We start from the raw sequence: 21,335 nt of genomic DNA, 5'->3' as shown, positions 1-21,335 counted from the left end.
GCATGAAGCTCGATCGTTACGATCTGAAGATCCTCGAGATCCTGTCCCGGGACGGACGCATCACCAAGTCGAAGCTGGCCGAGGCGATCAACCTCTCCGTCAGCCCCTGCTGGGAACGGGTGCGCCGGCTCGAGAAGGCCGGCATCATCGAGGGCTATTCGGCGCGCATCAATGCCGACGTGCTCGTCAAGCGCACGCCGGTATGGGTGCAGATCGAGCTCAAGGCGCACAATGCCGAGAGCTTCGCCCGCTTCGAGGCCCTGGTCCACGCAACCCCCGAGGTCACCGAGTGTGTGGCCGTGGGCGGTGGCGTCGACTACCTGATCAAGTTCGAGGCCGATTCCATCGATGCCTACCAGCGGCTCATGGATGCCTGGCTGACCGGCGAGGCCGGCATCGAGCGCTACTTCACCTACATCGTCACCAAGACGGTGAAACGTCCCGCCCCGGGTTTCTGCCCGGACGACCTTGCCTGAGCCCATTTCCGGCTGACCGCAATTTCAGCGTTGATGTACCCCCGCCCGGTGTGGCATAAGCTGTTAACAGGAGGGTGGGTCCAACTCACCCGGCCGGGCGATCCAGCCGGCATGCTACCGTTGGTGCCGGCACGTGGTTGAAAGCGCCCCGGAAGTGTTCACGATCGCCTGACGCAGAGAGATTCCAATGTCCTATTTCACGATTGCTGGGGTGCAGATGCACGCCCACCACCACGGTGACAACACCGAGGCCATGCGCCACCGGATCGACGTGCTGATGAGCCGTTTTCCCCAGGTGCAGATGGTCCTGTTCAGCGAGCTGATGCCCATGGGGGCCTCGACGCACAATGCCCGACCGATGCCCTGCGACGCCGAGGCGCTGTTCTGCCAGATCGCCGAGCAGCACCGTATCTGGCTGATTCCCGGCTCGATGTTCGAGCAGGCCGAGGACGGCATCTACAACACCCTCTCGGTGATCAACCCCCACGGGCAGGTGGTCAACCGTTTCCGCAAGCTGTTCCCCTTCCGCCCTTACGAGATAGGGGTCGAGAGCGGCACCGAGTTCGTGGTCTTCGACGTGCCCAATGTCGGCCGCTTCGGGGTCTCGATCTGCTACGACATGTGGTTCCCCGAGACCACCCGCACCCTCGCCGCCATGGGCGCCGAGGTGATCCTGCACCCGACCATGACCGATACCATCGACCGTGATATCGAGCTGTCGATGGCGCGCACCAATGCCGCGGTCAACCAGTGCTACTTCTTCGACATCAACGGTGCCGGGGCCCTGGGCAACGGTCGCTCGATCGTGGTGGGGCCCTCTGGCGACGTCATTCACCAGGCGGGTATCGGCGAGGAGATCATGCCGATCGAGATCGACATGACGAGGGTTCGTCGTGAACGCGAGGCGGGGCTGCGTGGCCTGGGCCAGCCGCTGAAGAGCTTCCGCGACCGCAAGGTGGATTTCTCGCTGTACCGGAGCGAGACCGGCTCCACCCCCTTCCTCGACACCCTGGGCCCGCTGGCCAAGCCCGTTCGCGCCAACGTTGAGGACTATTGATCCCTCGCCTGCGGGCGGCGCATCGAAGAGACGCATTGAAGAGACGCATCGAAGAGAAGAGGAGCCTTCATGCTGGAGTACCTGACTCGACTGCTGCGCCGCCTGCTCGGCCACACCCCTGCTGACACTTCCCCGCAGACGGCGCCCGGCGCCTCTCCCGTATCCGATGGAGCGACCACGATGAGCCAAATAAAAACTATTGCCGATGTACGCCGCTACTTCCTCAACAACAAGGAGCCGGTCTATTTCATCTCGGCGACCAACTTCAACCTGTTGGGGATTGGCGACTGGGTGGGTAACTTCCGTCACATCAACTACATCAACTGCTTCGATGACCAGCAGCGCAACGTCTTCGTGCCCAAGGAGAAGTTCCCCCGCGACTTCGAGAGCATCGAGGACATCAACAACTACCTCCTCGAGCACAAGGAGGTCATCGACTTCATCCAGTCACGGGCCGACGGCGACAACGCGGGCACGGCCGCCTTCCTGATGTTCGACGAGCACACCGAGGAAGTCTGCAAGCAGCTCGGCCTCAAGGTGGCGTTCCCGCCGGCCGAGCTGCGTTCGCGCATGGACAACAAGATCGAGACCGTGCGCATCGGCAACAAGGCCGGCGTGCCCAGCGTGCCGAACGTGCTGGCCAAGGTGGGCAGCTACCAGGAGCTCTGCGAGGTGAGCAAGGAGCTGGGTGATGACCTGGTCATCCAGACCGCCTTCGGCGATTCCGGCCACACCACCTTCTTCATCTCCAATGAAGACGACTACTACAAGCATGCCGAGGAGATCGAGGCCGAGTCAGAGGTCAAGATCATGAAGCGCATCAATTGCCGCGGCTCGGCCATCGAGGCCTGTGCGACCCGCTGCGGCACCGTGGTCGGCCCGCTGATGACCGAGCTGGTCGGCTTCAAGACGCTCACCCCCTACAAGGGCGGCTGGTGCGGCAACGAGATGTTCGCCGGCGCCTTCGACCAGTCGGTCCGCGACAAGGCCCGCGAGTACACCTTCCAGTTCGGCGAGGCGTTGCGCGAGGAGGGCTATCGCGGCTACTTCGAGCTCGACTTCCTGATCGACATGGACAACGGCGAGGTCTATCTCGGCGAGCTCAATCCGCGGGTCACCGGGGCCAGCTCCCTGACCAACGTGGCGGCCTTCGCCCACTCCGACATCCCGCTGTTCCTGTTCCACCTGCTGGAATTCTCCGATGTCGACTTCGACCTCGACATCAACGAGATCAACGAGCGCTGGGCGCATCCGGAGAGCGTCGACAGCTGGAGCCAGCTGGTGATCAAGCACACCGACGAGAGCGTCGACCTGCTGACCCAGGCGCCGCGCACCGGGGTCTGGAAGATGGCGGCCGACGGCAGCCTGGCCTATCACCACTACGACTCTCACCCCCATGCCGCCGAGGATGAAAGCGAGGGCTTCTTCCTGCGCATCAGCGGGGTCGGGGACTTCCGCTACGAGGGCGCCGATCTCGGCATCCTGATCACCCGCGGACGGCTGATGGACGACGACTTCCAGCTCAACGAGCGCGCCAAGGCGTGGATCGAGGGTATCCGCGCCCAGTACGCCGGCCAGTCGCTTCAGGATCCGGTGGTGGAGGAGGTGGCCGTGAGCCACGCCGTCGGCGGTGGAAACTTCAAGATCCTGTGAACACAGCGATCCTTTCCCCTTCGACCCGGGAGGTGCCTCCGGCCGACATGGACAAGATGCTTGATTTCCGGACCGTGCGCGAGGAAACGGCAGGCCCCCGTTGGCAGGCGCTGTTCGAGTACCACTGGCCGGCCTACGAACAGTGGTACCTCAGCGAGGGGGAGCGGGAGAGGCCAGGGTATCTCGCGTGCTACAACGCCCTGCGCCAGCACATGCCGGAGCTTCTCGATACCTATCGGACGCTGTGCAAGCTGGCCGGCGGCAGCGACCTGGCCGCGCGCTTCCTGAGCCTCTACCAGCCACCGCCCTATATCACCGGCTGCTCCCAGGCGGTGCTGGCGAGTCCCTCGTCCACGATGCTGGCGCGCAACTACGACTATCCGCCCGAGCTGTGCGAGGGGACCATCCTCTACACGCACTGGAACGAGCGGCGGGTGATCGCCATGACCGATTGCCTGTGGGGCGTGCTGGACGGGATGAACGATCGCGGGCTCGCCGTCTCCCTGGCGTTCGGCGGGCGCAAGGCGGTGGGGCAGGGGTTCGGTGCGCCGATCATCCTGCGCTACCTGCTGGAGTTCTGCGACACCGTGCCCGAGGCCTCGGAGGTGCTGGCCCGGATCCCGACCCACATGGCCTACAACATCACCGTGGCCGACTCCGCCGGTCGCTACGTGACGGCGATGATCGCTCCGGATCGTCGTGCCAGCATCCGGCGCGTGCCGGTGGCGACCAACCACCAGAAGAAGATCGAGTGGTATGCCCATGCCCTGGCCTCGGAGACGCTGATCCGCGAGCGCCAGCTGTCGATCCTGGTGGACGACGAGGATACCACCGAGGAGCGGCTGATCGCCGCCTTCTCGTCACCTCCCCTGTTTCGCCATGACTACCGGCGGGGCCTGGGGACCGTCTATACCGCCATCTATCGTCCCTGTTCGGGACGCGCACAGTTTCACTGGCCCGGCCTGAACCTGGACCTGAGCTTTGACCATTTCCCCGAGGAACGGATCACCGTCCGCTACGGCGTGCGCGGACTGAACCACGGCTGATCCCGGGTCGGCCGAAGCATTTCATAAAACAACGAACACGGATGGGTGTTGCCATGCCAGAGACGAGTCAATCCGAGACGCCCTATACCGCCCTGGGCTTCTACCACAAGATCTCCCAGCTGCGCGCCGACACCTGGAACGCGCTCAAGCGCGACCTGGGTCAGCTGATCCGCCTGAACGACCCGAATCGCTCCAAGAACCTGATCAAGGCCATCGACGTCAAGCTCACCCGCCTCGAGATCATCGAGGACTACCATGCCTTCCCGTCCAAGGAGGACTTCCGGCACCTCTGGACGCTGTTCAACCGCGAGGAGTACGGGCTGCTGGAGAAGGTGGTCAAGCGCCTGGTGCGGGCGCTGATCAGCGAGTCCTACCGGCGTCGCCATGTCGACCTCAGCGAGACCGATGCCGACGCCGAGGACCTGGAGACCCTGGATGCGCTGAACCAGTTGCGTCGTGGCCATCCGACCTCCAACAGTTCGGCCCAGCCCTACTTCGAGCTGCTGATCGTCGACACCCTCTCGGCGCCGGAGGAGGAGGTGGTCCGCGAGGCCTTCCATAACCTGCGCCGCCCGGAGGACCGTTTCGTCTATGACGTGGTCACGGTGCGCAGCTTCGAGGACGCGCTGATCGCAGTGCTGGTCAATCCCAACATCCAGGCCTGCCTGATCCGCTACGAGTTCCCCTACAAGTCGAAGTACAACCTCAGCGCCCTGCGCAGCTACCTCGAGGGGCTCTCCGAACAGTCCCTGGAGAACCAGTCGGAGGCCGAACGCAGCATCATGCTCAGCACCATGATCCACGAGCTGCGCCCCGAGATCGACCAGTTCCTGGTCACCAGCGGCGACGTGGAGGCCACGGCCAGTCGCGACATCCGTCATTTCAATCGCATCTTCTACCGCGAGACGGACTACATCGAGCAGCACCACACCATCCTGCGGGCCATCGACAACCGCTATCGCACGCCCTTCTTCGATGCCCTGCGCGAGTACAGCAAGAAGCCGACCGGGGTCTTCCATGCCATGCCCATCTCCCGGGGCAAGTCGGTCACCCGCTCCCACTGGGCCGGGCAGATGATCGACTTCTACGGCATCAACATCTTCCTCGCCGAGACCTCGGCCACCTCCGGCGGGCTGGATTCCCTGCTGCAGCCCTACGGGCCGATCAAGAAGGCCCAGGAGTATGCCGCCCGGGCCTTCGGGGCGCGCCAGAGCTTCTTCGTCACCAACGGCACCTCCACGGCCAACAAGATCGTGGTGCAGGCTCTGGTCAAGCCCCGCGACATCGTGCTGATCGACCGCGACTGCCACAAGTCGCACCACTACGGCATGGTGCTGGCCGGCGCCCATGTCAGCTACCTGGACTCCTATCCGCTCGACGACTACTCCATGTACGGCGCCGTGCCGCTCAAGGAGATCAAGAAGACGCTGCTCGAGTACAAGCGCTCCGGCCAGCTGCACAAGGTCAAGATGCTTCTGCTCACCAACTGCACCTTCGACGGCGTGGTCTACAACGTGCGGCGGGTGATGGAGGAGTGCCTGGCGATCAAGCCCGACCTGGTCTTCCTGTGGGACGAGGCCTGGTTCGCCTTCGCCGGCTTCAACCCGACCTACCGGCCGCGGACCGCCATGCATGCCGCCCGGACCCTGCGGGACCGCTACCGCAGTGCGGCCTACCGCGAGGAGTACGACGCCTGGAAGGCGGAGTTCGAGACGCTCGATCCCGACGACGATGCCACCTGGCTCGACCGGCGCCTGATGCCCGACCCCGACGCGGTGCGCATCCGTGCCTATGCCACCCACTCCACCCACAAGACCCTGACCTCGCTGCGTCAGGGCTCGATGATCCATGTCTGGGACCAGGACTATCGCCAGAAGGTCGAGGCGCCGTTCCACGAGGCCTACATGACCCATACCTCGACCTCGCCGAACTACCAGATCATCGCCTCGCTGGACGTGGGGCGCATGCAGGCGGAGATGGAGGGCTTCGAGCTGGTCCATGCCCAGGTCGAGGCCGCGCTGACGCTGCGTGAGCAGCTCTATACGCATCCGCTGCTGCAGAAGTACTTCCGGGTGCTGGTCAATCAGGACATGGTGCCGCTGGAGTTCCGGGAGTCGGGGGTCGAGACTTTCTACGACCCGGTCACGGGCTGGAACAAGATGGAGGAGGCCTGGGCCAACGACGAGTTCGTCGTCGACCCCAGCCGCATCACCATCGCCATCGGCGCGACCGGCATCGACGGGGATACCTTCAAGAACGAATACCTGATGAACAAGTACGGTATCCAGATCAACAAGACCTCTCGCAATACCGTGCTGTTCATGACCAACATCGGTACATCGCGTGGCGCCATCGCCTACCTGCTCGACGTGCTGATCAAGCTGGCCAAGGAGTTCGAGTACCGCTGGGAGGAGAGCAGCCGCCCCGAGCGCAAGATCATCGAGAATCGCATCCACTCGCTGACCAAGGAACTGCCGCCGCTGCCCGACTTCAGCCGCTTCCACGACGCCTTCCGCCCCGCGCCCGATGGCAACACCCCGGAGGGGGACATCCGCCGGGCCTACTTCCTCAGCTACGACGAGGAGAACACCGAGTACCTGCGCTTCGACAACGGGGAGCTGCAGGCCCAGATGCGCAGCGGTCGCGACGTGGTCTCGGCGAGCTTCGTGATCCCCTATCCGCCAGGCTTCCCGGTGCTGGTGCCAGGCCAGGTGGTCAGCGAGGAGATCCTCTACTTCCTGCAGGCCCTGGACGTGACCGAGATCCACGGCTACCGCCCCGAGCTCGGCCTGCTGGTGTTCACCGAGGAGGCCCTCAGCAACCCGCCGCTGGGATGAGCCCCGAGGCCCACAGAAAAAACCGCATCTTCCCGGCACAGGACAAAAAATCCTGTGTCGGGAGGTGCGGTTAACGAAAAGTCCCGTCCCGCCATACCCCTTATCCTGTACCCATCGAGCCGCCCTGGAGCTTCACGACCAGGCGGCTCGCCCGTTTCTACCACGCCGGCCATGAGCCTGCCGGCGCGCCAGGGGAGGTACAGCATGACTCTGTCCAACAAACTCAGCGATCCGCGCCTGTTCCGTCAGTATGCCTACGTGGACGGCAAGTGGACCCACGGCGACGGCGGCCGCGAGGAGGCCGTGTTCGACCCGGCCACCGGAGAGACGCTGGGCCACATCCCCTGGCTGGAACCCCACCAGATCACCGAGGCCGTGGATGCCGCCGAGGCCGCCTTCGTGCACTGGCGTGCCCTGCGGGCCGACGAGCGCTGCGAGCGCCTGCTCGCCTGGTATGACCTGCTGCAGGCCAACCGCGAGGACCTCGCCCTCATCATGACCCTGGAGCAGGGCAAGCCGCTGCCCGACGCCCGGGGCGAGGTGGAGTACGGGGCCAGCTTCGTGCGCTGGTTCGCCGAGGAGGGCAAGCGCACCTTCGGCGAGACCATCCCGAGCCACATCCCCAACGCGGCCCTGGGCACCATCAAGGAGCCGGTGGGGATCGCCGCCCTGATCACGCCCTGGAACTTCCCGCTGGCGATGATCACCCGCAAGGCTGCCGCCGCCATGGCCGCCGGCTGCCCGGTGATCGTCAAGCCCGCCGGGGAGACCCCGTTCTCCGCGCTGGCGCTGGCGGAGCTGGCCGAGCGTGCCGGCATCCCGGCCGGGGTGTTCAACGTGGTGCTGGGCGAGCCGCCCGAGGTATCGCGGATCCTCTGTGCCGAGGATCGCGTCAAGGCGCTCTCCTTCACCGGCTCCACCCGGGTGGGCCGGCTGCTGCTGGAGCAGTGTGCCAACACCGTGAAGCGTGTCTCGCTGGAACTGGGCGGCAACGCCCCCTTCATTGTCGGGCCGGACATGGACCCCAGGGAGGCGGCCTTCGCCGCGGTGGCGGCCAAGTTCCAGACCGCCGGACAGGACTGCCTGGCCGCGGACCGCATCCTGGTCCACGAGTCGATCCATGACGAGTTCGTCGAGCACTTCGCCGAGCGCATGGCGGCCCTGACCGTGGGCAACGGCCTGGAGAACGAGGTCGACCTCGGTCCGCTGATCCACCGCCAGGCGGTGGAGAAGGCCGCGGCCATCGTCGACGACGCCATCTCCAAGGGGGCGACCCTGGTGGCCGGCGACCAGACGCAGGCGCCGGGCGAGAACTTCTTCATGCCGGTGCTGCTCACGGGGGTGACCCACGACATGAAGATCTGGCACGAGGAGAGCTTCGCGCCGGTGGCCGGGATCACCGCCTATGCCGACGACGACCAGGTCATCGAGATGGCCAACGACACCGAGTACGGGCTGGCTGCCTACATCTACACTCACGACATCCGCCGCATCTGGAAGATCCTGCGCGCCCTGGAGTTCGGCATGGTGTCGGTGAACTCGGTGAAGATGACCGGCCCCCCGGTGCCCTTCGGTGGCGTCAAGCACTCCGGCCTCGGCCGCGAGGGCGGCGTGACCGGCATCGACGAGTACCTGGAGACCAAGTACTACTGCCTCGGCGCCCTGGGCTCCGTCTCCGGCAGCTAGCCGCGCCCGCGCCCGGCTCCGGCCGACCCGCCAGCGAACCGATGAACCTCCTCCCCGCCGCGGCGGGGAGTCCTGACGAGAGAAGAGAGAACGAGATGAGCCAGCAGCACCAGGACCTGATCGAGCGCGATCGCAAGGTGACCTTCCACGCCTCCACCCACCTGCGCGACTTCGCCCATGGCGACGCACCGGGTCGCGTGATCTCGGGCGGCAAGGGCATCCACATCGTCGACAAGGACGGTCGCGAGTTCATCGACGGCTTCGCCGGCCTGTACTGCGTGAACATCGGCTATGGCCGCACCGAGGTGGCCGAGGCCATCTACCGCCAGGCCCTCGAGCTCTCCTACTACCACACCTACGTGGGGCACTCCAACGAGCCGCAGATCGCGCTCTCCGAGAAGATCCTCGAGCTCGCCGGCCCCGGCATGTCCAAGGTCTACTATGGCATGTCCGGTTCTGACGCCAACGAGACCCAGCTGAAGATCGTGCGCTACTACAACAACGTGCGCGGCCTGCCGCAGAAGAAGAAGGTCATCTCGCGCATGCGCGGCTACCACGGGTCCGGCATCGCCTCGGGCTCGCTGACCGGCCTCAAGGCGTTCCACGACCACTTCGACCTGCCCATCGACACCATCCGCCACACCGAGGCGCCGTTCTACTACCAGCGGGCCGCGGAGCTGGAGGGCATGACCGAGCGCGAGTTCTCGAAGCACTGCGCCACCAAGCTCGAGGAGATGATCCTGGCCGAGGGGCCGGACACCGTGGCCGCCTTCATCGGCGAGCCGGTGCTCGGCACCGGGGGCATCGTGCCGCCGCCGGAAGGCTACTGGGACGAGATCCAGGCGGTGCTGGCCAGGTACGACGTCCTGCTGATCGCCGACGAGGTCGTCTGCGGCTTCGGACGGATCGGCACCGACTTCGGCAGCCATCGCTACGGCATCAAGCCCGACCTGATCACCGTGGCCAAGGGCCTGACCAGCGCCTACCAGCCGCTCTCCGGCGTGATCGTCGGCGACCGCGTCTGGAAGGTGCTGGAGCAGGGCACCGGCGAGTACGGCCCGATCGGGCACGGCTGGACCTACTCCGGTCACGCCCTGGGCTGCGCCGCGGGGCTGGCGAACCTCGAGATCATCGAGCGCGAGGGGCTGACCCGCAATGCCGCCGAGACCGGCGCCTACCTCCAGGAGCGGATGCAGGACGCCTTCGGTGACCATCCCATCGTCGGCAACGTGCGCGGCGTGGGCATGCTGGCGGCGCTGGAGTTCTCCGCCGAGCCGAGCCGCCGCGCGGCCTTCGACCCGGCGCTCAAGGTGGGCCCGCGCATCGCCGCCGCGGCGATGCAGGAGAACCTCATCGCTCGCGCCATGCCCCAGGGCGACATCCTGGGCTTCGCGCCGCCGCTGACCACCACCCGCGAGGAGGTCGACGAGATCGTCGCCCGGGCCCACCGCGCCGTGGATGCCGTGCTGGACGAGCTGGTTCGTGAGGGCGCCATCCAGGCGATGGCGGACACGGTCGCCTGACGGCCTGCCGAGATCCCGGCCTCATTCGTGAGGCCATCACCCCTGAGCGTCGCCGCGGGCCTTCCCGCGGCGACGCCGTTGGCATGGAGGAGACGATGTCCCATCACGGTGTCTCCCTGGAGGCGATCCACCAGGCGCGTCGGCGCATCGCCGGCCAGGTGGTGCGCACGCCCCTCGTGCGTTCGGCGGCCCTCTCGGCACGCTTCGAGGCCGAGATCCTGCTCAAGCTCGAGACCTGCCAGCCCACCGGCGCCTTCAAGCTGCGCGGCGCCACCAACATGATCGCCGCCTTGATCGAGCGTCACGGCAGCGAGGCCCTGGCGGCCGGGGTGGTGACCGCCTCCACCGGCAACCATGGCCGCGCCGTGGCCTATGCCGCGGCGCAGCAGGGGGTGCCGGCGGTGATCTGCCTCTCGCGGCTGGTGCCGCCCGACAAGGTGGCCGCCATCGAGGCCCTGGGCGCCGAGGCGAGGCGCGTCGGCGCCAGTCAGGACGAGGCCTTCGAGGAGGTCGAGCGGCTGGTGAGCGAACGCGGCATGACCCTGATCCCGCCCTTCGACGACCCGCTGGTCGCTGCGGGGCAGGGCACCATCGGCCTGGAGCTCATGGAAGACTGCCCGGACCTGGACCGGGTCATCGTCGGCCTCTCCGGGGGCGGCCTGCTGGGCGGCATCGGCGTGGCCGTGAAGGCGATCCGGCCCGAGTGCCGGGTCACCGGGGTGAGCCTGTCCCGGGGGGCGGCCATGTGGGAAAGCCTCCAGGCGGGGTATCCCGTGGCCGTCGAGGAGGTCGAGAGCCTGGGGGATTCGCTGGGCGGCGGCATCGGGCGCGACAACCGCTGCACCCTGGCCCTGGTGCGCGAGGTGATGGACGACCATGTCCAGGTCTCGGAGCGGGCCATCGCCCGGGCCATGGTGGCCATCCTCGAGCACGAGAAGCGGCTGGTGGAGGGCGCCGCCGCGGTGGGGCTGGCGGCCATCGAGGAGCATGGCCTGGCGGTGCGGGGCCGCAAGGTGGCCCTGATCCTCTCCGGCAATGCGGTGTCCCTCGAGATCCTTGACCGGGCGCGGGTCCTGGCGGGACGCTGACGCTTCAACCCTTTCACGGAGATCGCCATGCAGCTCTACCATCGCGAGGCCATCGAGCGGGCCGTCGGGATCGACCACGAGGCCCTGGCCGCCGTGGAGGCGGGGTTCGCGGCGCTGGGCCGCGGCGAGGTGGTGCAGCCGCCGATCCTCTCCATGGCCGTCGAGGAGGCCAACGGCGAGGTGGACGTCAAGACCGCCCACATCCGGGGCGCCGAGTGCTTCGCCATCAAGGTCAGCCCCGGCTTCTTCGACAACCCCCGGCTGGGACTGCCGAGCCTCAATGGCCTGATGCTGGTGTTCTCCGCCCGGACCGGGCTCGTCGAGGCGGTGCTCTTCGACGAGGGCTATCTCACCCTGGTGCGCACGGCACTGGCCGGGGCCATCGCGGCGAAGCACCTGTCTCGCCCGGGCAGCCACCGGGTGGCGGTGCTGGGCGCAGGCGAACAGGCCGAGCGCCAGGTCGAGGCGCTACGGCTGGTGCGTGACATCGACACCCTGGACGTCTGGGCGCGTCGCTCGGAGGGCGCCGAGGCCTATGCCGAGCGGATGCGCGGCAGGGGGCTTTCGGTGAACGTCCATGCCGAGGTGGGCGACGCCTGTGCCCGGGCGGACATCATCGTCACCGCCACGCCGTCGCGCACGCCGCTGCTGCACGCCCGGGACCTGCCCCCGGGCGTGCACGTGACCGCCATGGGCTCGGACAGCCCGGAGAAGCGGGAGCTCGATGCCTCGGTGCTGACCCGCGCCGACGCCTTCGTCTGCGATACCCGGGCACAGAGCGAGGGCAACGGCGAGCTCAAGGCGTTCGGCGGCGGGGAGGTGCCCTTCAAGGTCCATGAGCTGGGCCGGGTCATCGCTGAGGGCCAGCGCCTGCGCCTGTCGGACGATACCCTCACGGTGTGCGATCTCACCGGCACCGGCGTGCAGGATACGGCCATCGCCGGCTTCGCCCTGTCACGGCTCGCGGCCGGCTGAGCCGTCATCCCGCCTGGACTTGTCGCGACGGGTCTCCTGGCGCACGCTGGTGACTCTCACCGATGGAAGGAGCAAGGGGATGGCCACGATACTCGCCTTCGACGTCTACGGGACCCTGATCGACACCCACGGCGTGGTTGCCGAGCTCGAGCAGCGTCTCTCCGCCCAGGACCGCTCGGACCTGGCCCCGGAATTCTCGCGCCGCTGGCGCGACAAGCAGCTGGAATACAGCTTCCGCCGCGGCCTCATGGGGGCCTACGTCGACTTCTCCCGCTGCACCCGCGAGGCGCTGGAGTTCACCGACCGCGCCCTGCAGACGCGCTTCACGGAGAACGACAAGGAGCACCTGATGGGCGTCTATGCGCGGCTGCCGGCCTTCCCGGAGGCCTCGGCCGCTCTGGACCGCCTCGCCGAGGCGGGCGTGACCTGCGTGGCCTTCTCCAATGGCAGCCGTGAGGCGGTCGAGGGCCTGCTGACCCAGGCCGGGATCCGCGAGCGCTTCGACGACGTGGTCAGCGTCGACGAGATCAAGCGCTTCAAGCCCGACCCGGCGGTCTATGCCCACCTGCGTCACCGGCTCGAGAGCGAGCCCGGCGACACCTGGCTGATCTCCAGCAATGCCTTCGACGTGATCGGCGCCCGCCATGCCGGCCTGCATGCCGCCTGGGTGCGGCGCAGCCCGGATGCGCCCTTCGACCCCTGGGGGATCGACCCGGACATCACCGTGGCCGACCTCGACGCCCTGGCCGAGCGACTGGGCTGAGCGGCGGGGCCGGGCCGCTGGACTGAGCGGCAGGCCCCGGCGACCGGGCCAAGCCCATGCCAACCGCCCCGACCCGTCGACGGAGCGACGTGAAGACGCCCTGGCCGGTGACCCGGCCAGGGCGTCCTGCGGTTCGAGGCGGGTAAGGGTCAGCCCTTCCAGGCGTACCCGGCGAAGGCCTCGTCGATCTCCGGATGGTTGACGTGGTTCGCGTAGTTGGAGAGCGTCTTGACGGCCAGGGCCAGCACGATCTGCAGCACCTGCTGCTCCTCGAAGCCCGCGTCCAGGAAGGCCTTGACGTCGGCCTCGGTGGGCATGCCCCGGGTCTCGAACATCACCCGGGTGAACCGGCTCAGTGCGGCGAGGCGCTCGTCGGGAATCGGCTGGTCGTGGCGGATCGCCTCCAGCACCTCGGCGGGGACCTGGGACATCTTGTCGGCCAGCATGCTGTGGGCGGACATGCAATAGCCGCAGCCGTTGAGCCGGCTGATGGTCAGGAAAACCACCTCCTGCTCGGGCGGCGCGAAGCCGGAGTCCTCGCGGAAGAGAGCGTAGCCGTGCAGGTAGGTGTCCAGCACGCCGGGTGCCTTGGCCATGCCCGCGTACATGTTGGGCACGAAGCCCAACTGGTCGTTGGCCTGCTCGAGCAGCGGCTTCGCCTTGGCGTCGGCGTTGTCGAGGGTCTGGGGAGGAAGTTGCATCTGGTAGTCGGCTGACATGGGGGGTACCTCCGTCGTCGTCATGGGTGTGGCGTGTCGCGCCATTTATGGATTGATCGTTCCATAAATGGCAAATGAAAGGGGACGTTCAGCGTCGCAGGCCGTCGAGCAGCAGCTCCGCCGCCTGTCCGGCCTGACCGATGTCCGCCCCGCTCTTCAGCAGGGTCCTGAGGCCGGCCATACCCATCGTCAGGTAGCTGGCCAGGGCCTCGGCGTCCCGTTCCGGGGCGATGTCGCCCTGCGCCTGGGCCCGCACCACGGCCTGGTGGAGCAGCGCCGTGATGGCGGCCATGCTCTCGCGGGCCTGCCGTGAGGGCGGGTCGCCGCGCTGGCCCAGCTCGCTGGCCGAGTTGAAGATCAGGCAGCCCAGGGCGGCGCGATCGCTGCCGGCCTCGCCCGCCGTCTCGCGAAACAGGGCTTCCAGGAACGCCATGGCCGAGGGCGCCGCCTCGAGCCGCCGCTCGAGCCGGCCGACCAGGGACTCGCGATAGCGCCGCAGGGCCTCCAGGAACAGCTGCTCCTTGTTGCCGAAGGCCTGGTAGAGGCTGCTGCGCGAGAGGCCCATGGCCTCGAGCAGGTCCCGGGTCGAGGCGCTGTCGTAGCCTCGGGCCCAGAAGACCCGCATGGCGGCGTTGGCCGCCTCGTCAGGGCTGAATGCGATGGGGCGTCCTCGTGTCATGCGGGTAATTTAGTATCGATCGTTCCATAAATCAAGGCGCGACAGAACGCGTTCCGCTTGCTATCGCTGTAAGGACCGTGCAGGCGCGGCGACAGAGTGACCAGCGCGCATCATCGACCACACGACCATCGCGATGGCCGGAGAGGAGACCCCGAGCATGACGGATCAGCATTCGCCGACACGACGCTTCTGGCTAGGTGGCAAGCGGGCGGCCGAGCAGGACCGGTTCTTCCGCGAGGCCCTCGAGCCGCTGGGCTGGCAGGCCGGGGACGAGCACGACTGGGACGCCGGCTGGATCACCGGCATGCCGGATGCCGCGCAGTTCCGGCGGGTCTCGCCGACGCGCCGGATGAACCACTTCCCGGGCAATGCGGCGCTGACCGTCAAGAGCCGCCTCCATGACAGCCTCGCCACCCTGCGCGAGCGCCTCAGGGAGAGCCACGGCGTCGACCACGAGCTCATCCGGCGGCTGGCGTTCTTTCCCCGCGCCTATGTGATGCCGGACGACTACCACGCGCTTCAGGCGGCGGCCCTGGCCGACCCCGCTCGGCGCTGGATCCTCAAGCCCACCAATGCCTCCAAGGGCAAGGGCGTGCGGGTGCTCACCGATGTCGCCGAGGCGCCGCTCGCCCGGGACTGGCTAGTGCAGGAGTACCTGGCCAACCCCCATACCATCCGCGGGCACAAGTACGTGCTGCGCCTCTACGTGCTGATCGCCTCGCTGGAGCCGCTGCGGGTCTACCTCTACCGCCAGGGGTTCGCCAAGCTGGCCTCGGAGCCCTGGGATCCCGACGATGCCGACAACCCCTACAGCCAGCTGACCAATCCGGACATCAACGCCCTGAACACCGGCGCCGAGGTGCCGGTGGAGTTCATCGACCTCGATCGCTACCGCCGGTGGCTCAGGGACCAGGGCCATGACGATGCGACGCTCTTCGCCCGGATCGAGGACCTGGTGGCCCTGACCGCGATCTCCGCCGTGGACGCCATGCGACGCCGTACGGCCGAGATCGGCGCCGATCCGCGCGGCTGTTACGAGCTGCTGGGACTCGACTGCCTGGTGGACGACACCCTCAAGCCGTGGATCCTGGAGTGCAACCTCAGCCCGTCGCTCGGCATCTGCGCCGCCCCGGAGACGGGCGGGCGCGTCGAGGAGGCGGTCAAGGGCGGGCTGGTCCGGGACCTGGTCTCGCTGGTCGACCTCAACGGCGACGCTAGCCCCGGGAGCGTCGACGGCGGGCAGGCGCAAGACGCCACCGCACGGCTGGTCGCCGAGGCCGAGGCCGAGCAGGCGCGCGCCGGGGGCTTCCTGCGGCTGCTGCCGGCGGCCGAGCCCGAGCGCTACCTGCCCTGTTTCACGCTGCCGAGCCGTGCCGACCTGCAACTGGCCGAGGGGCTGGCGGGGGGCCCCCTGACGCCGCCGCGGCTGCAGCGGCACCACGTGGCGGAAGTGGTCGACGAGGAACATCTCGCCCTCTACGACACCCGGGGCGGTCGCCTCTACCGGCCCAACGACACGGCGGCCCTGATCTGGCTGCTGGCGACCGAGGGACTGGAGCCCGAGGCCATCGTGGAGGCCCTGGCGCGCGCCACGGCCGAGGCGGAGACGCCGGCGGACCGGTCGACGCTGCGGGACGACGTCTGGACCACCCTGCAGGAGTGGTGCCGTGCCGGCCTGCTCCGTCAGCGGGGCAACGGAGCCGAGGAGACGACCCTGGCGCCGGAGGACCCCGAGGCGGCGACCGCGGTGGCGCCCGACAGGCGCACCCTGACGCTGAGTCTCGCGGGGCGCGACTGGGCGCTGGACGTGGAGCATGGGCCCGCCCTGGCGCGGTTGACATCATGGTTCGGAGATCGGCTGTCATCCCTTGCCGACGAGGGGGCGAGCCGGCTGCCCTCGCTCAGGGTGCTGCGCGAGACGGCGGGGTATGCCCTGGCCACCGACGACCGACTGCTGGCTTCGCGACTGACCCTGGCGACGCTGGGCCCGGCCCTGACGACCCACCTGGTGCGTCAGGCAGCGCTCACTGGCCAAGCGGTGATCGACGCCCCCCTGCTGGTGATGCCGGACGGCGCCGCGGTGCTCTGCCTGCTGCCCGACGAGGAGGCGAATCGCTTACCGCTGAAGCGGTTGTCGGAGGCCTCGGGCGGCGTGCTGACCCGCGGCCTGCGCCTGGACCTGTCGGACCCCACCCGGGCCGAGCCCCTGGATGTGCCCTTGAACCATCTCGCCTGCGCCCCCCCGGACGCGCTGCCCGCCTCGGTGACCCCGCGAGGCCTGCTGTTGCCGGCCGACGCGCCTGCCGTCGAGGCCCTCGCCCCGGTCTCCATGCTGGAGGCGCTGGGCGCCCTGCTGCCGAATTGTCTGACCAGCGATGGCCAGGTGCTGGATGCCCGGAGCGTGACGGTCCTTGGCGACTGGCTCTCCACCCTGGCCCTGGGTGCCATCGGGACAGGCGAGGACGCGCTGTCCTCCGCGTTGCTGGCCGACTGGCTGGCCACGCGGGTCGCGTCTGACCCCGGCGTCCCCCGCTCCGCCATGGCAGCAGGATGACGGGGCAAGAGCATACGGCGATGCCGATGCATCGCCGATGTGAAGGTCGGTCACCCTGGCCGACGTCACGGCATGACGACATGCCAGGCATGTCGCTCATGTGTTTCGAGCGTGTTTATCGAGTGTGTTTATCGAGAGCGTGTATCGAGAGAGAACCGAGGAGGTCATGATCATGACAATGCAAGACGAGAAACGTCGAAGCCTGCTGGGCCGGCTCGGCCGCCAGCTGGGCTACACGGCGCCGGCCCTGCTGCTGGTGGCCAGCGGTGCGGCCGTCCAGGCTGTGGCCAGCGAACCCGCTGACGGGCTGGGGGCCTCCAGCGGCTATACCAGCGGTCAGGAGGCCCCCCTGATGCTCGCCGAGGCGCATGCCGAGGGCGGTGCCGAAGCCGAAGGTGAGGCCACAGATGAGGCCGAGGGCGAGGCGGAAGGGGAAGCCGAGGGTGAGGCCGAAGCAGAAGCCGAAGCCGAGGGCTGAGTCGCACCAGGCGACGCACGAGAGGCCGGGCCGTTCACGTCGCGTGGCGGCCCCGGCTTTTCCCCACGCCCTTGATACCGGATCTCACAGGATAGCCGCCATGCCATACCCCGCACCCCCGCCACCGCGAACCGCCCCCGGCCTCATCGAGGAGAACCTGCTGGCGCTTGCCCAGCTGAGGGACCTGGTCGATGACCTGTCCCCCGCGGCCTATCGCCAGGTCTTCGGCGTGCACGGTCGCCACACCGTCGGCAAGCATGTCCGACACATCATCGATCACTACGAGGCCCTGGTGATCGGTCTCGAGGAGGGAGGGGAGACCCTCGACTACGAGCGTCGCCGCCGTGATGCCTCCCTCGAGCAGAGGCCGCACGAGGCCGGCCGACGCCTGGCCGCCCTCGAGACGTGGCTCGCGTCCCTGGCCGGCGAGGCGCCTCCGGATCGGCTGGCCCTGGCCTATGTCCAGAAGGCTGCCCGGGAAGAGACGACCCTCTCCCTGCCGTCCAGCCTGGCCCGTGAACTGGCCTTCCTGGCCAGCCACACCATTCATCACATGGCGATCATCGCCCTGCTGGCCGAGCAGGTCGGAATCGCCGTGCCGCCATCCTTCGGGGTTCACCCCTCCACACTGCGCCACTGGGAGCGGGACGCCGAGCCCGGCCCCGGCGTCCGGCGGCGGGCCTCATGAGTCGCACCTGGCTGGCGGTTGGGCTGATGGCCCTGACGCTCGCCGTTACGGCGACGGCCGAGAGCCGATGGCCCGAGCAGGGGTGGCGTGTGATGCCCACCACGCTCTCCTACCCCGAACTGCTGAAGGGCCTGCGAGCGGCGGTCGAGGCCGAGGGGATGTACGTGGTCACCGATGTCGGCCCCACCGAGGCCGCGGCCAGTCGGGGGATCACCATTCCCGGCAACCGGGTCCTGGGCGTGTTTCGCAACGACTATGCCGTGAACATCCTGCGGCTGAGCGTTCCGGCGATGATCGAGGCCCCCATGCGCTTCTATGTCACCGAGAATGACGACGGCACCGGCACGCTGGCCTGGAAGACGCCGAGCCACCTGCTCGACCCCTACATGGAAGACGCTGGCGCCGAGCTGGACCGCATCGCCCACGAGCTCGATGCGCGCTTTTCCGCCATTGCCGATCGCGCCGCCGGGGCATCGCCCTAGCGACCGGAGGCGTCGGAGCCGACGGGTCGTCAGGGGCAGGAGGGAGGCGCAGGCGTCGCGGAGAAGGCCAGATGCGTGAACCAGGCCGTGGCGTCCACGCCGGCATTGTCGCCATCGCTCATCAGGGCCAGGCCATCGATGGTGTCCGGGCGGCTGCCGAATAGCCGAAGGTAGTCCTCGCCGACGTCGCGCACTTCCGCCACCCAGTCACCGACCCGCGGCGAGCCACTCTCCAGGGCCAGCAGCTGGGCGCGCGAGGTGAAGGCATTGGGCCAGTCGCTGCCCGCAGGCTGACTCGAGGCCCAGACATAGTTCACCGACTCCACCTGCCAGGGCAGCAGGCCCGTCTTGCGAGCCACGTAGACCCTGGCCGGGTAATCGTCTCCCGACTTGCGCGTCTCATCGAGTCCCTCATGAATCCCCGACACCTTCCAGCACCACTGCAGGTAGGGTGTCTCGCGCAGGTCGATCTCGCGTTCCAGGTATTTTGCCGAGGCCTGCCGGCGAGCGCGGGCCTGGAGCGCCCTGGTGCCCTCCTTCTCGACGACCCGGTACTCGGTCTCGCCCTCGAAGCTGCGTGTCGGCCAGGCCTGGATGTCCTCCGGCGAGAAGTGCAGGTCATCTGCCGCGATGGCCGGCCCCGACGCCAGGATGGCGAGCGTCAGCAGGCAAGGAGGAAGCAGCGCACGGGTCGCCATAAGGTCACTCCAGTCATCGATGGGTCGGGAGGCGGGCTCTTCGCGGTGTCCAGACGGGATCACCCTGCGGAAGGGCTGCTCGTGCTTCGCTGAATCGGAGGCGCCTTCCTGGCGCATGAGTCTCGATATCATCGTCCATGAATGCTCCATGGCGCGACGTGATGGCAACGAGGACTTCCCTCATGATGGGGCTCACGAAGATCGATGTCATCGTAAGGATCATGGTCGCCCCGACACCAAGGTTCAAGACCCGATGACGGGTCTTTATCAACCGATAATCCCGAGGTGACCCCATGAAGATTCGCATTGTTACATTGGCAATGATGACACTGATGCTGAGCGCTGGACCGCTGATGGCGATGGATTCCGAGTATCAGGACAGGACGCGACAGAGCCTGCATCAACGGGGCAATGATGCCGGCATGCACTCGCAGGAAACGGTCTACGGCGACCAGGATCGCCAGGCCCGTCAGCGAGCCCACAGCCCGCGTTACCTGCTGGGCGAGCCTGACCAGGCGCCCTGGTGGCACTAGCGCACCGTCGGCCTAATGCACCCGGGCCCGAGACATCGGGCCCGGGTGCCTTGCCATGGGGCCGGACGTTGGCCACGCTGAGCGGGACTGCAGTGAACGGGGAGAGCGTCGTCATGTGGACATCGATGAAGGGAACGGCCATGGGGGTGCTCCTGGCCATGCCGCTGGTGGTTCTGGCGGAAACGCACGGCATCCGGCATCTCGCGTCGAGCGACGATATCGGAAGCGTCGAGGAGCGGCTGCGGGCGGCGATCGAGGAAAAGGGGCTGACCCTGATGAACGTCGTCGATCATGCCGACAATGCGAAGAAGGCGGGACTGTCACTGCCGGCGACCCGGACCTTCATCTTTGGCAACCCCAAGGTGGGGACGCCGATGATGCAGTGCCAGGGCAGCGTGGCGCTGGATTTGCCGCAGAAGATGGTGGTGAGGGAGACCGACGAGGGGGTCCGGCTGGAGTGGAACGACCCTCACTACCTGGCCGAGCGCCACGGCCTCGAGGGCTGTGAACTGCCCCTGGACAAGGTCGCCGGCGTGCTGGAGGGCGTGGCCAGCGCGGCCGCCGGCCAGTGAGATCGACACCATGACCCATCGGCGGGCCCTCAGGGCCCGTCATCTTCCTGCTTCGGGCCGAAATGCCTCCCGACGCCATGGAGCAGCGTGAACTGCCTGTCACACTCCCGGCACGGGCCGCACATGACGAGGTGCAGCCGCAGCGACAGCCTCTCCTGCAGGGTGAGGGGACGATCCTGCTTGAGCGACATCAGGCGCGTGGCCTCCCTGCACATCATCATGAGGTTTCCCCCTTGAGCCAGCCCTGCTCGATGCAGGCCCGGAGCTTGAGCCGGGCACGGTGCAGCATGACCCAGCAGTTGTTCTCCTTGATGCCGAGCTCCCGGCAGATATCGTCGGTGGAAAGCCCCATCAGCTCGCGCAGGGAAAACACCCGGGCGGCATTCTCCGGCAGGGCGATCATGCAGGCATCGAAGACCTGCCAGAAGTGGTCGTTCTCGAAGGCCGTCTCGGGCTCTCCCCAGCCGGAGGGGCGAGCATCTTCCCGCCACCGGCCATTCTGCTGGAACTGGCGGTCGATGGCGTCGTCGTCGCCCTCGTCCTCCAGGGGCTGCCAGCGTCCTTGACGCTTCTGAGCGCGCATGGCATCGAGTATCTTGTACTTGAGGATCCCGAAGACCCAGGTCTCGTAGCCGGATCGTCCCGCAAAACTGTCATTCTTCTCGATGGCGGACATCATCGCCTCCTGAACGGCATCCTCGGCCTGGCTTCGATCACGCAGGTGCATGAGGGCGAACGAGACCAGGCGTGGCCTGACGGCCGTGAGTCTCTGTAATCTTGCTTCCTTTTCTTCCATCGATGCGCCCCTGCTCCCTTTGCGGTGGTGTC

21 protein-coding genes are annotated in these 21,335 nt (G+C 67.5%); 16 read left to right on the top strand and 5 right to left on the bottom strand.

From position 1 onward, the window contains the following. Nucleotides 1–2 precede the first annotated feature (2 nt). The 10 genes from BOX17_RS04150 (at nucleotide 3) to BOX17_RS04105 (ending at nucleotide 13,104) form a co-directional block, all read left to right on the top strand. Nucleotides 3–476 (top strand): Lrp/AsnC family transcriptional regulator, encoded by a 474-nt coding sequence (locus tag BOX17_RS04150; RefSeq protein WP_071942192.1) that lies wholly within the window; start codon nucleotides 3–5, stop codon nucleotides 474–476. 187 nt (nucleotides 477–663) lie between these two features. Next, complete coding sequence (locus tag BOX17_RS04145) at nucleotides 664–1,533, top strand: carbon-nitrogen hydrolase family protein (RefSeq protein WP_071942191.1); 870 nt, start codon at nucleotides 664–666, stop codon at nucleotides 1,531–1,533. Between the two features lie 69 nt (nucleotides 1,534–1,602). Beyond that, a complete protein-coding gene (locus tag BOX17_RS04140; protein ID WP_244272221.1) occupies nucleotides 1,603–3,186 on the top strand; it encodes a biotin carboxylase in 1,584 nt (527 codons plus the stop codon). 47 nt (nucleotides 3,187–3,233) lie between these two features. After that, a complete protein-coding gene (locus BOX17_RS04135) occupies nucleotides 3,234–4,232 on the top strand; it encodes a C45 family autoproteolytic acyltransferase/hydrolase (protein ID WP_244272219.1) in 999 nt (332 codons plus the stop codon). A 53-nt stretch (nucleotides 4,233–4,285) separates the two neighbouring features. Then, nucleotides 4,286–7,069 carry an aminotransferase class I/II-fold pyridoxal phosphate-dependent enzyme gene (locus tag BOX17_RS04130; RefSeq protein ID WP_071946633.1) on the top strand — a complete coding sequence of 928 codons (2,784 nt, stop codon included), beginning with the start codon at nucleotides 4,286–4,288 and terminating at the stop codon, nucleotides 7,067–7,069. A 204-nt stretch (nucleotides 7,070–7,273) separates the two neighbouring features. Continuing rightward, entirely contained in the window at nucleotides 7,274–8,755 is a 1,482-nt protein-coding gene (locus tag BOX17_RS04125) for an NAD-dependent succinate-semialdehyde dehydrogenase (RefSeq protein WP_071942189.1), read from the top strand. Nucleotides 8,756–8,850: 95 nt separating this feature from the next. Further along, nucleotides 8,851–10,278: an aspartate aminotransferase family protein gene (locus tag BOX17_RS04120; protein WP_071942188.1), complete on the top strand. Its 1,428-nt coding sequence runs from the start codon at nucleotides 8,851–8,853 to the stop codon at nucleotides 10,276–10,278. 95 nt (nucleotides 10,279–10,373) lie between these two features. Further along, nucleotides 10,374–11,366, top strand: coding sequence for a hydroxyectoine utilization dehydratase EutB (gene eutB, locus BOX17_RS04115; protein ID WP_071942187.1), 993 nt, complete (start codon nucleotides 10,374–10,376; stop codon nucleotides 11,364–11,366). 27 nt (nucleotides 11,367–11,393) lie between these two features. After that, nucleotides 11,394–12,341, top strand: coding sequence for a cyclodeaminase (locus tag BOX17_RS04110; protein WP_071942186.1), 948 nt, complete (start codon nucleotides 11,394–11,396; stop codon nucleotides 12,339–12,341). Between the two features lie 79 nt (nucleotides 12,342–12,420). After that, nucleotides 12,421–13,104, top strand: a complete 684-nt coding sequence (locus BOX17_RS04105) for a haloacid dehalogenase type II (RefSeq protein ID WP_071942185.1) — start codon at nucleotides 12,421–12,423, stop codon at nucleotides 13,102–13,104. Nucleotides 13,105–13,253: 149 nt separating this feature from the next. Here BOX17_RS04105 and BOX17_RS04100 read toward each other — a convergent pair whose 3' ends face one another. Both BOX17_RS04100 and BOX17_RS04095 read right to left on the bottom strand, forming a co-directional pair. Beyond that, complete coding sequence (locus BOX17_RS04100; protein WP_071942184.1) at nucleotides 13,254–13,823, bottom strand: carboxymuconolactone decarboxylase family protein; 570 nt, start codon at nucleotides 13,821–13,823, stop codon at nucleotides 13,254–13,256. An 88-nt stretch (nucleotides 13,824–13,911) separates the two neighbouring features. Then, nucleotides 13,912–14,502, bottom strand: a complete 591-nt coding sequence (locus BOX17_RS04095; RefSeq protein WP_071942183.1) for a TetR/AcrR family transcriptional regulator — start codon at nucleotides 14,500–14,502, stop codon at nucleotides 13,912–13,914. A gap of 157 nt (nucleotides 14,503–14,659) precedes the next feature. Between BOX17_RS04095 and BOX17_RS04090 the strand changes: the two genes are divergently transcribed. The 4 genes from BOX17_RS04090 (at nucleotide 14,660) to BOX17_RS04075 (ending at nucleotide 18,704) form a co-directional block, all read left to right on the top strand. After that, entirely contained in the window at nucleotides 14,660–17,056 is a 2,397-nt protein-coding gene (locus BOX17_RS04090; protein WP_071942182.1) for a PqqD family peptide modification chaperone, read from the top strand. Nucleotides 17,057–17,228: 172 nt separating this feature from the next. Continuing rightward, the gene (locus tag BOX17_RS16930; RefSeq protein WP_164508624.1) at nucleotides 17,229–17,534 is read left to right on the top strand and encodes a hypothetical protein; all 306 of its coding nucleotides are present in this window, start codon (nucleotides 17,229–17,231) and stop codon (nucleotides 17,532–17,534) included. Nucleotides 17,535–17,634: 100 nt separating this feature from the next. Then, nucleotides 17,635–18,222: a DinB family protein gene (locus tag BOX17_RS04080; protein ID WP_071942180.1), complete on the top strand. Its 588-nt coding sequence runs from the start codon at nucleotides 17,635–17,637 to the stop codon at nucleotides 18,220–18,222. Further along, the gene (locus BOX17_RS04075) at nucleotides 18,219–18,704 is read left to right on the top strand and encodes a DUF302 domain-containing protein (protein ID WP_071942179.1); all 486 of its coding nucleotides are present in this window, start codon (nucleotides 18,219–18,221) and stop codon (nucleotides 18,702–18,704) included. Before BOX17_RS04080 ends, BOX17_RS04075 begins: the two co-directional genes overlap by 4 nt. Nucleotides 18,705–18,733: 29 nt before the next feature. Here the strand turns inward: BOX17_RS04075 and BOX17_RS04070 are convergent, their stop codons facing one another. Then, nucleotides 18,734–19,402: a DUF3047 domain-containing protein gene (locus BOX17_RS04070; RefSeq protein ID WP_071942178.1), complete on the bottom strand. Its 669-nt coding sequence runs from the start codon at nucleotides 19,400–19,402 to the stop codon at nucleotides 18,734–18,736. 332 nt (nucleotides 19,403–19,734) lie between these two features. Here BOX17_RS04070 and BOX17_RS04065 point away from each other — a divergent pair, with 332 nt between their 5' ends. Beyond that, a complete protein-coding gene (locus BOX17_RS04065) occupies nucleotides 19,735–19,935 on the top strand; it encodes a hypothetical protein (protein ID WP_125925525.1) in 201 nt (66 codons plus the stop codon). A gap of 113 nt (nucleotides 19,936–20,048) precedes the next feature. Further along, nucleotides 20,049–20,507: a DUF302 domain-containing protein gene (locus tag BOX17_RS04060; RefSeq protein WP_244272216.1), complete on the top strand. Its 459-nt coding sequence runs from the start codon at nucleotides 20,049–20,051 to the stop codon at nucleotides 20,505–20,507. A gap of 29 nt (nucleotides 20,508–20,536) precedes the next feature. Here the strand turns inward: BOX17_RS04060 and BOX17_RS04055 are convergent, their stop codons facing one another. Further along, nucleotides 20,537–20,728 (bottom strand): zf-HC2 domain-containing protein, encoded by a 192-nt coding sequence (locus BOX17_RS04055; protein WP_071942175.1) that lies wholly within the window; start codon nucleotides 20,726–20,728, stop codon nucleotides 20,537–20,539. Next, nucleotides 20,725–21,234, bottom strand: a complete 510-nt coding sequence (locus BOX17_RS04050) for a sigma-70 family RNA polymerase sigma factor (RefSeq protein WP_244272214.1) — start codon at nucleotides 21,232–21,234, stop codon at nucleotides 20,725–20,727. The genes BOX17_RS04055 and BOX17_RS04050 overlap by 4 nt, the downstream gene beginning before the upstream one ends. Nucleotides 21,235–21,335 lie beyond the last annotated feature (101 nt).

The organism is Halomonas aestuarii, from assembly GCF_001886615.1.
GTDB lineage: Bacteria > Pseudomonadota > Gammaproteobacteria > Pseudomonadales > Halomonadaceae > Halomonas > Halomonas aestuarii.
Note: the sequence above shows the minus strand (reverse complement) of the source record. Positions and strands in the feature narration are given on the sequence as shown.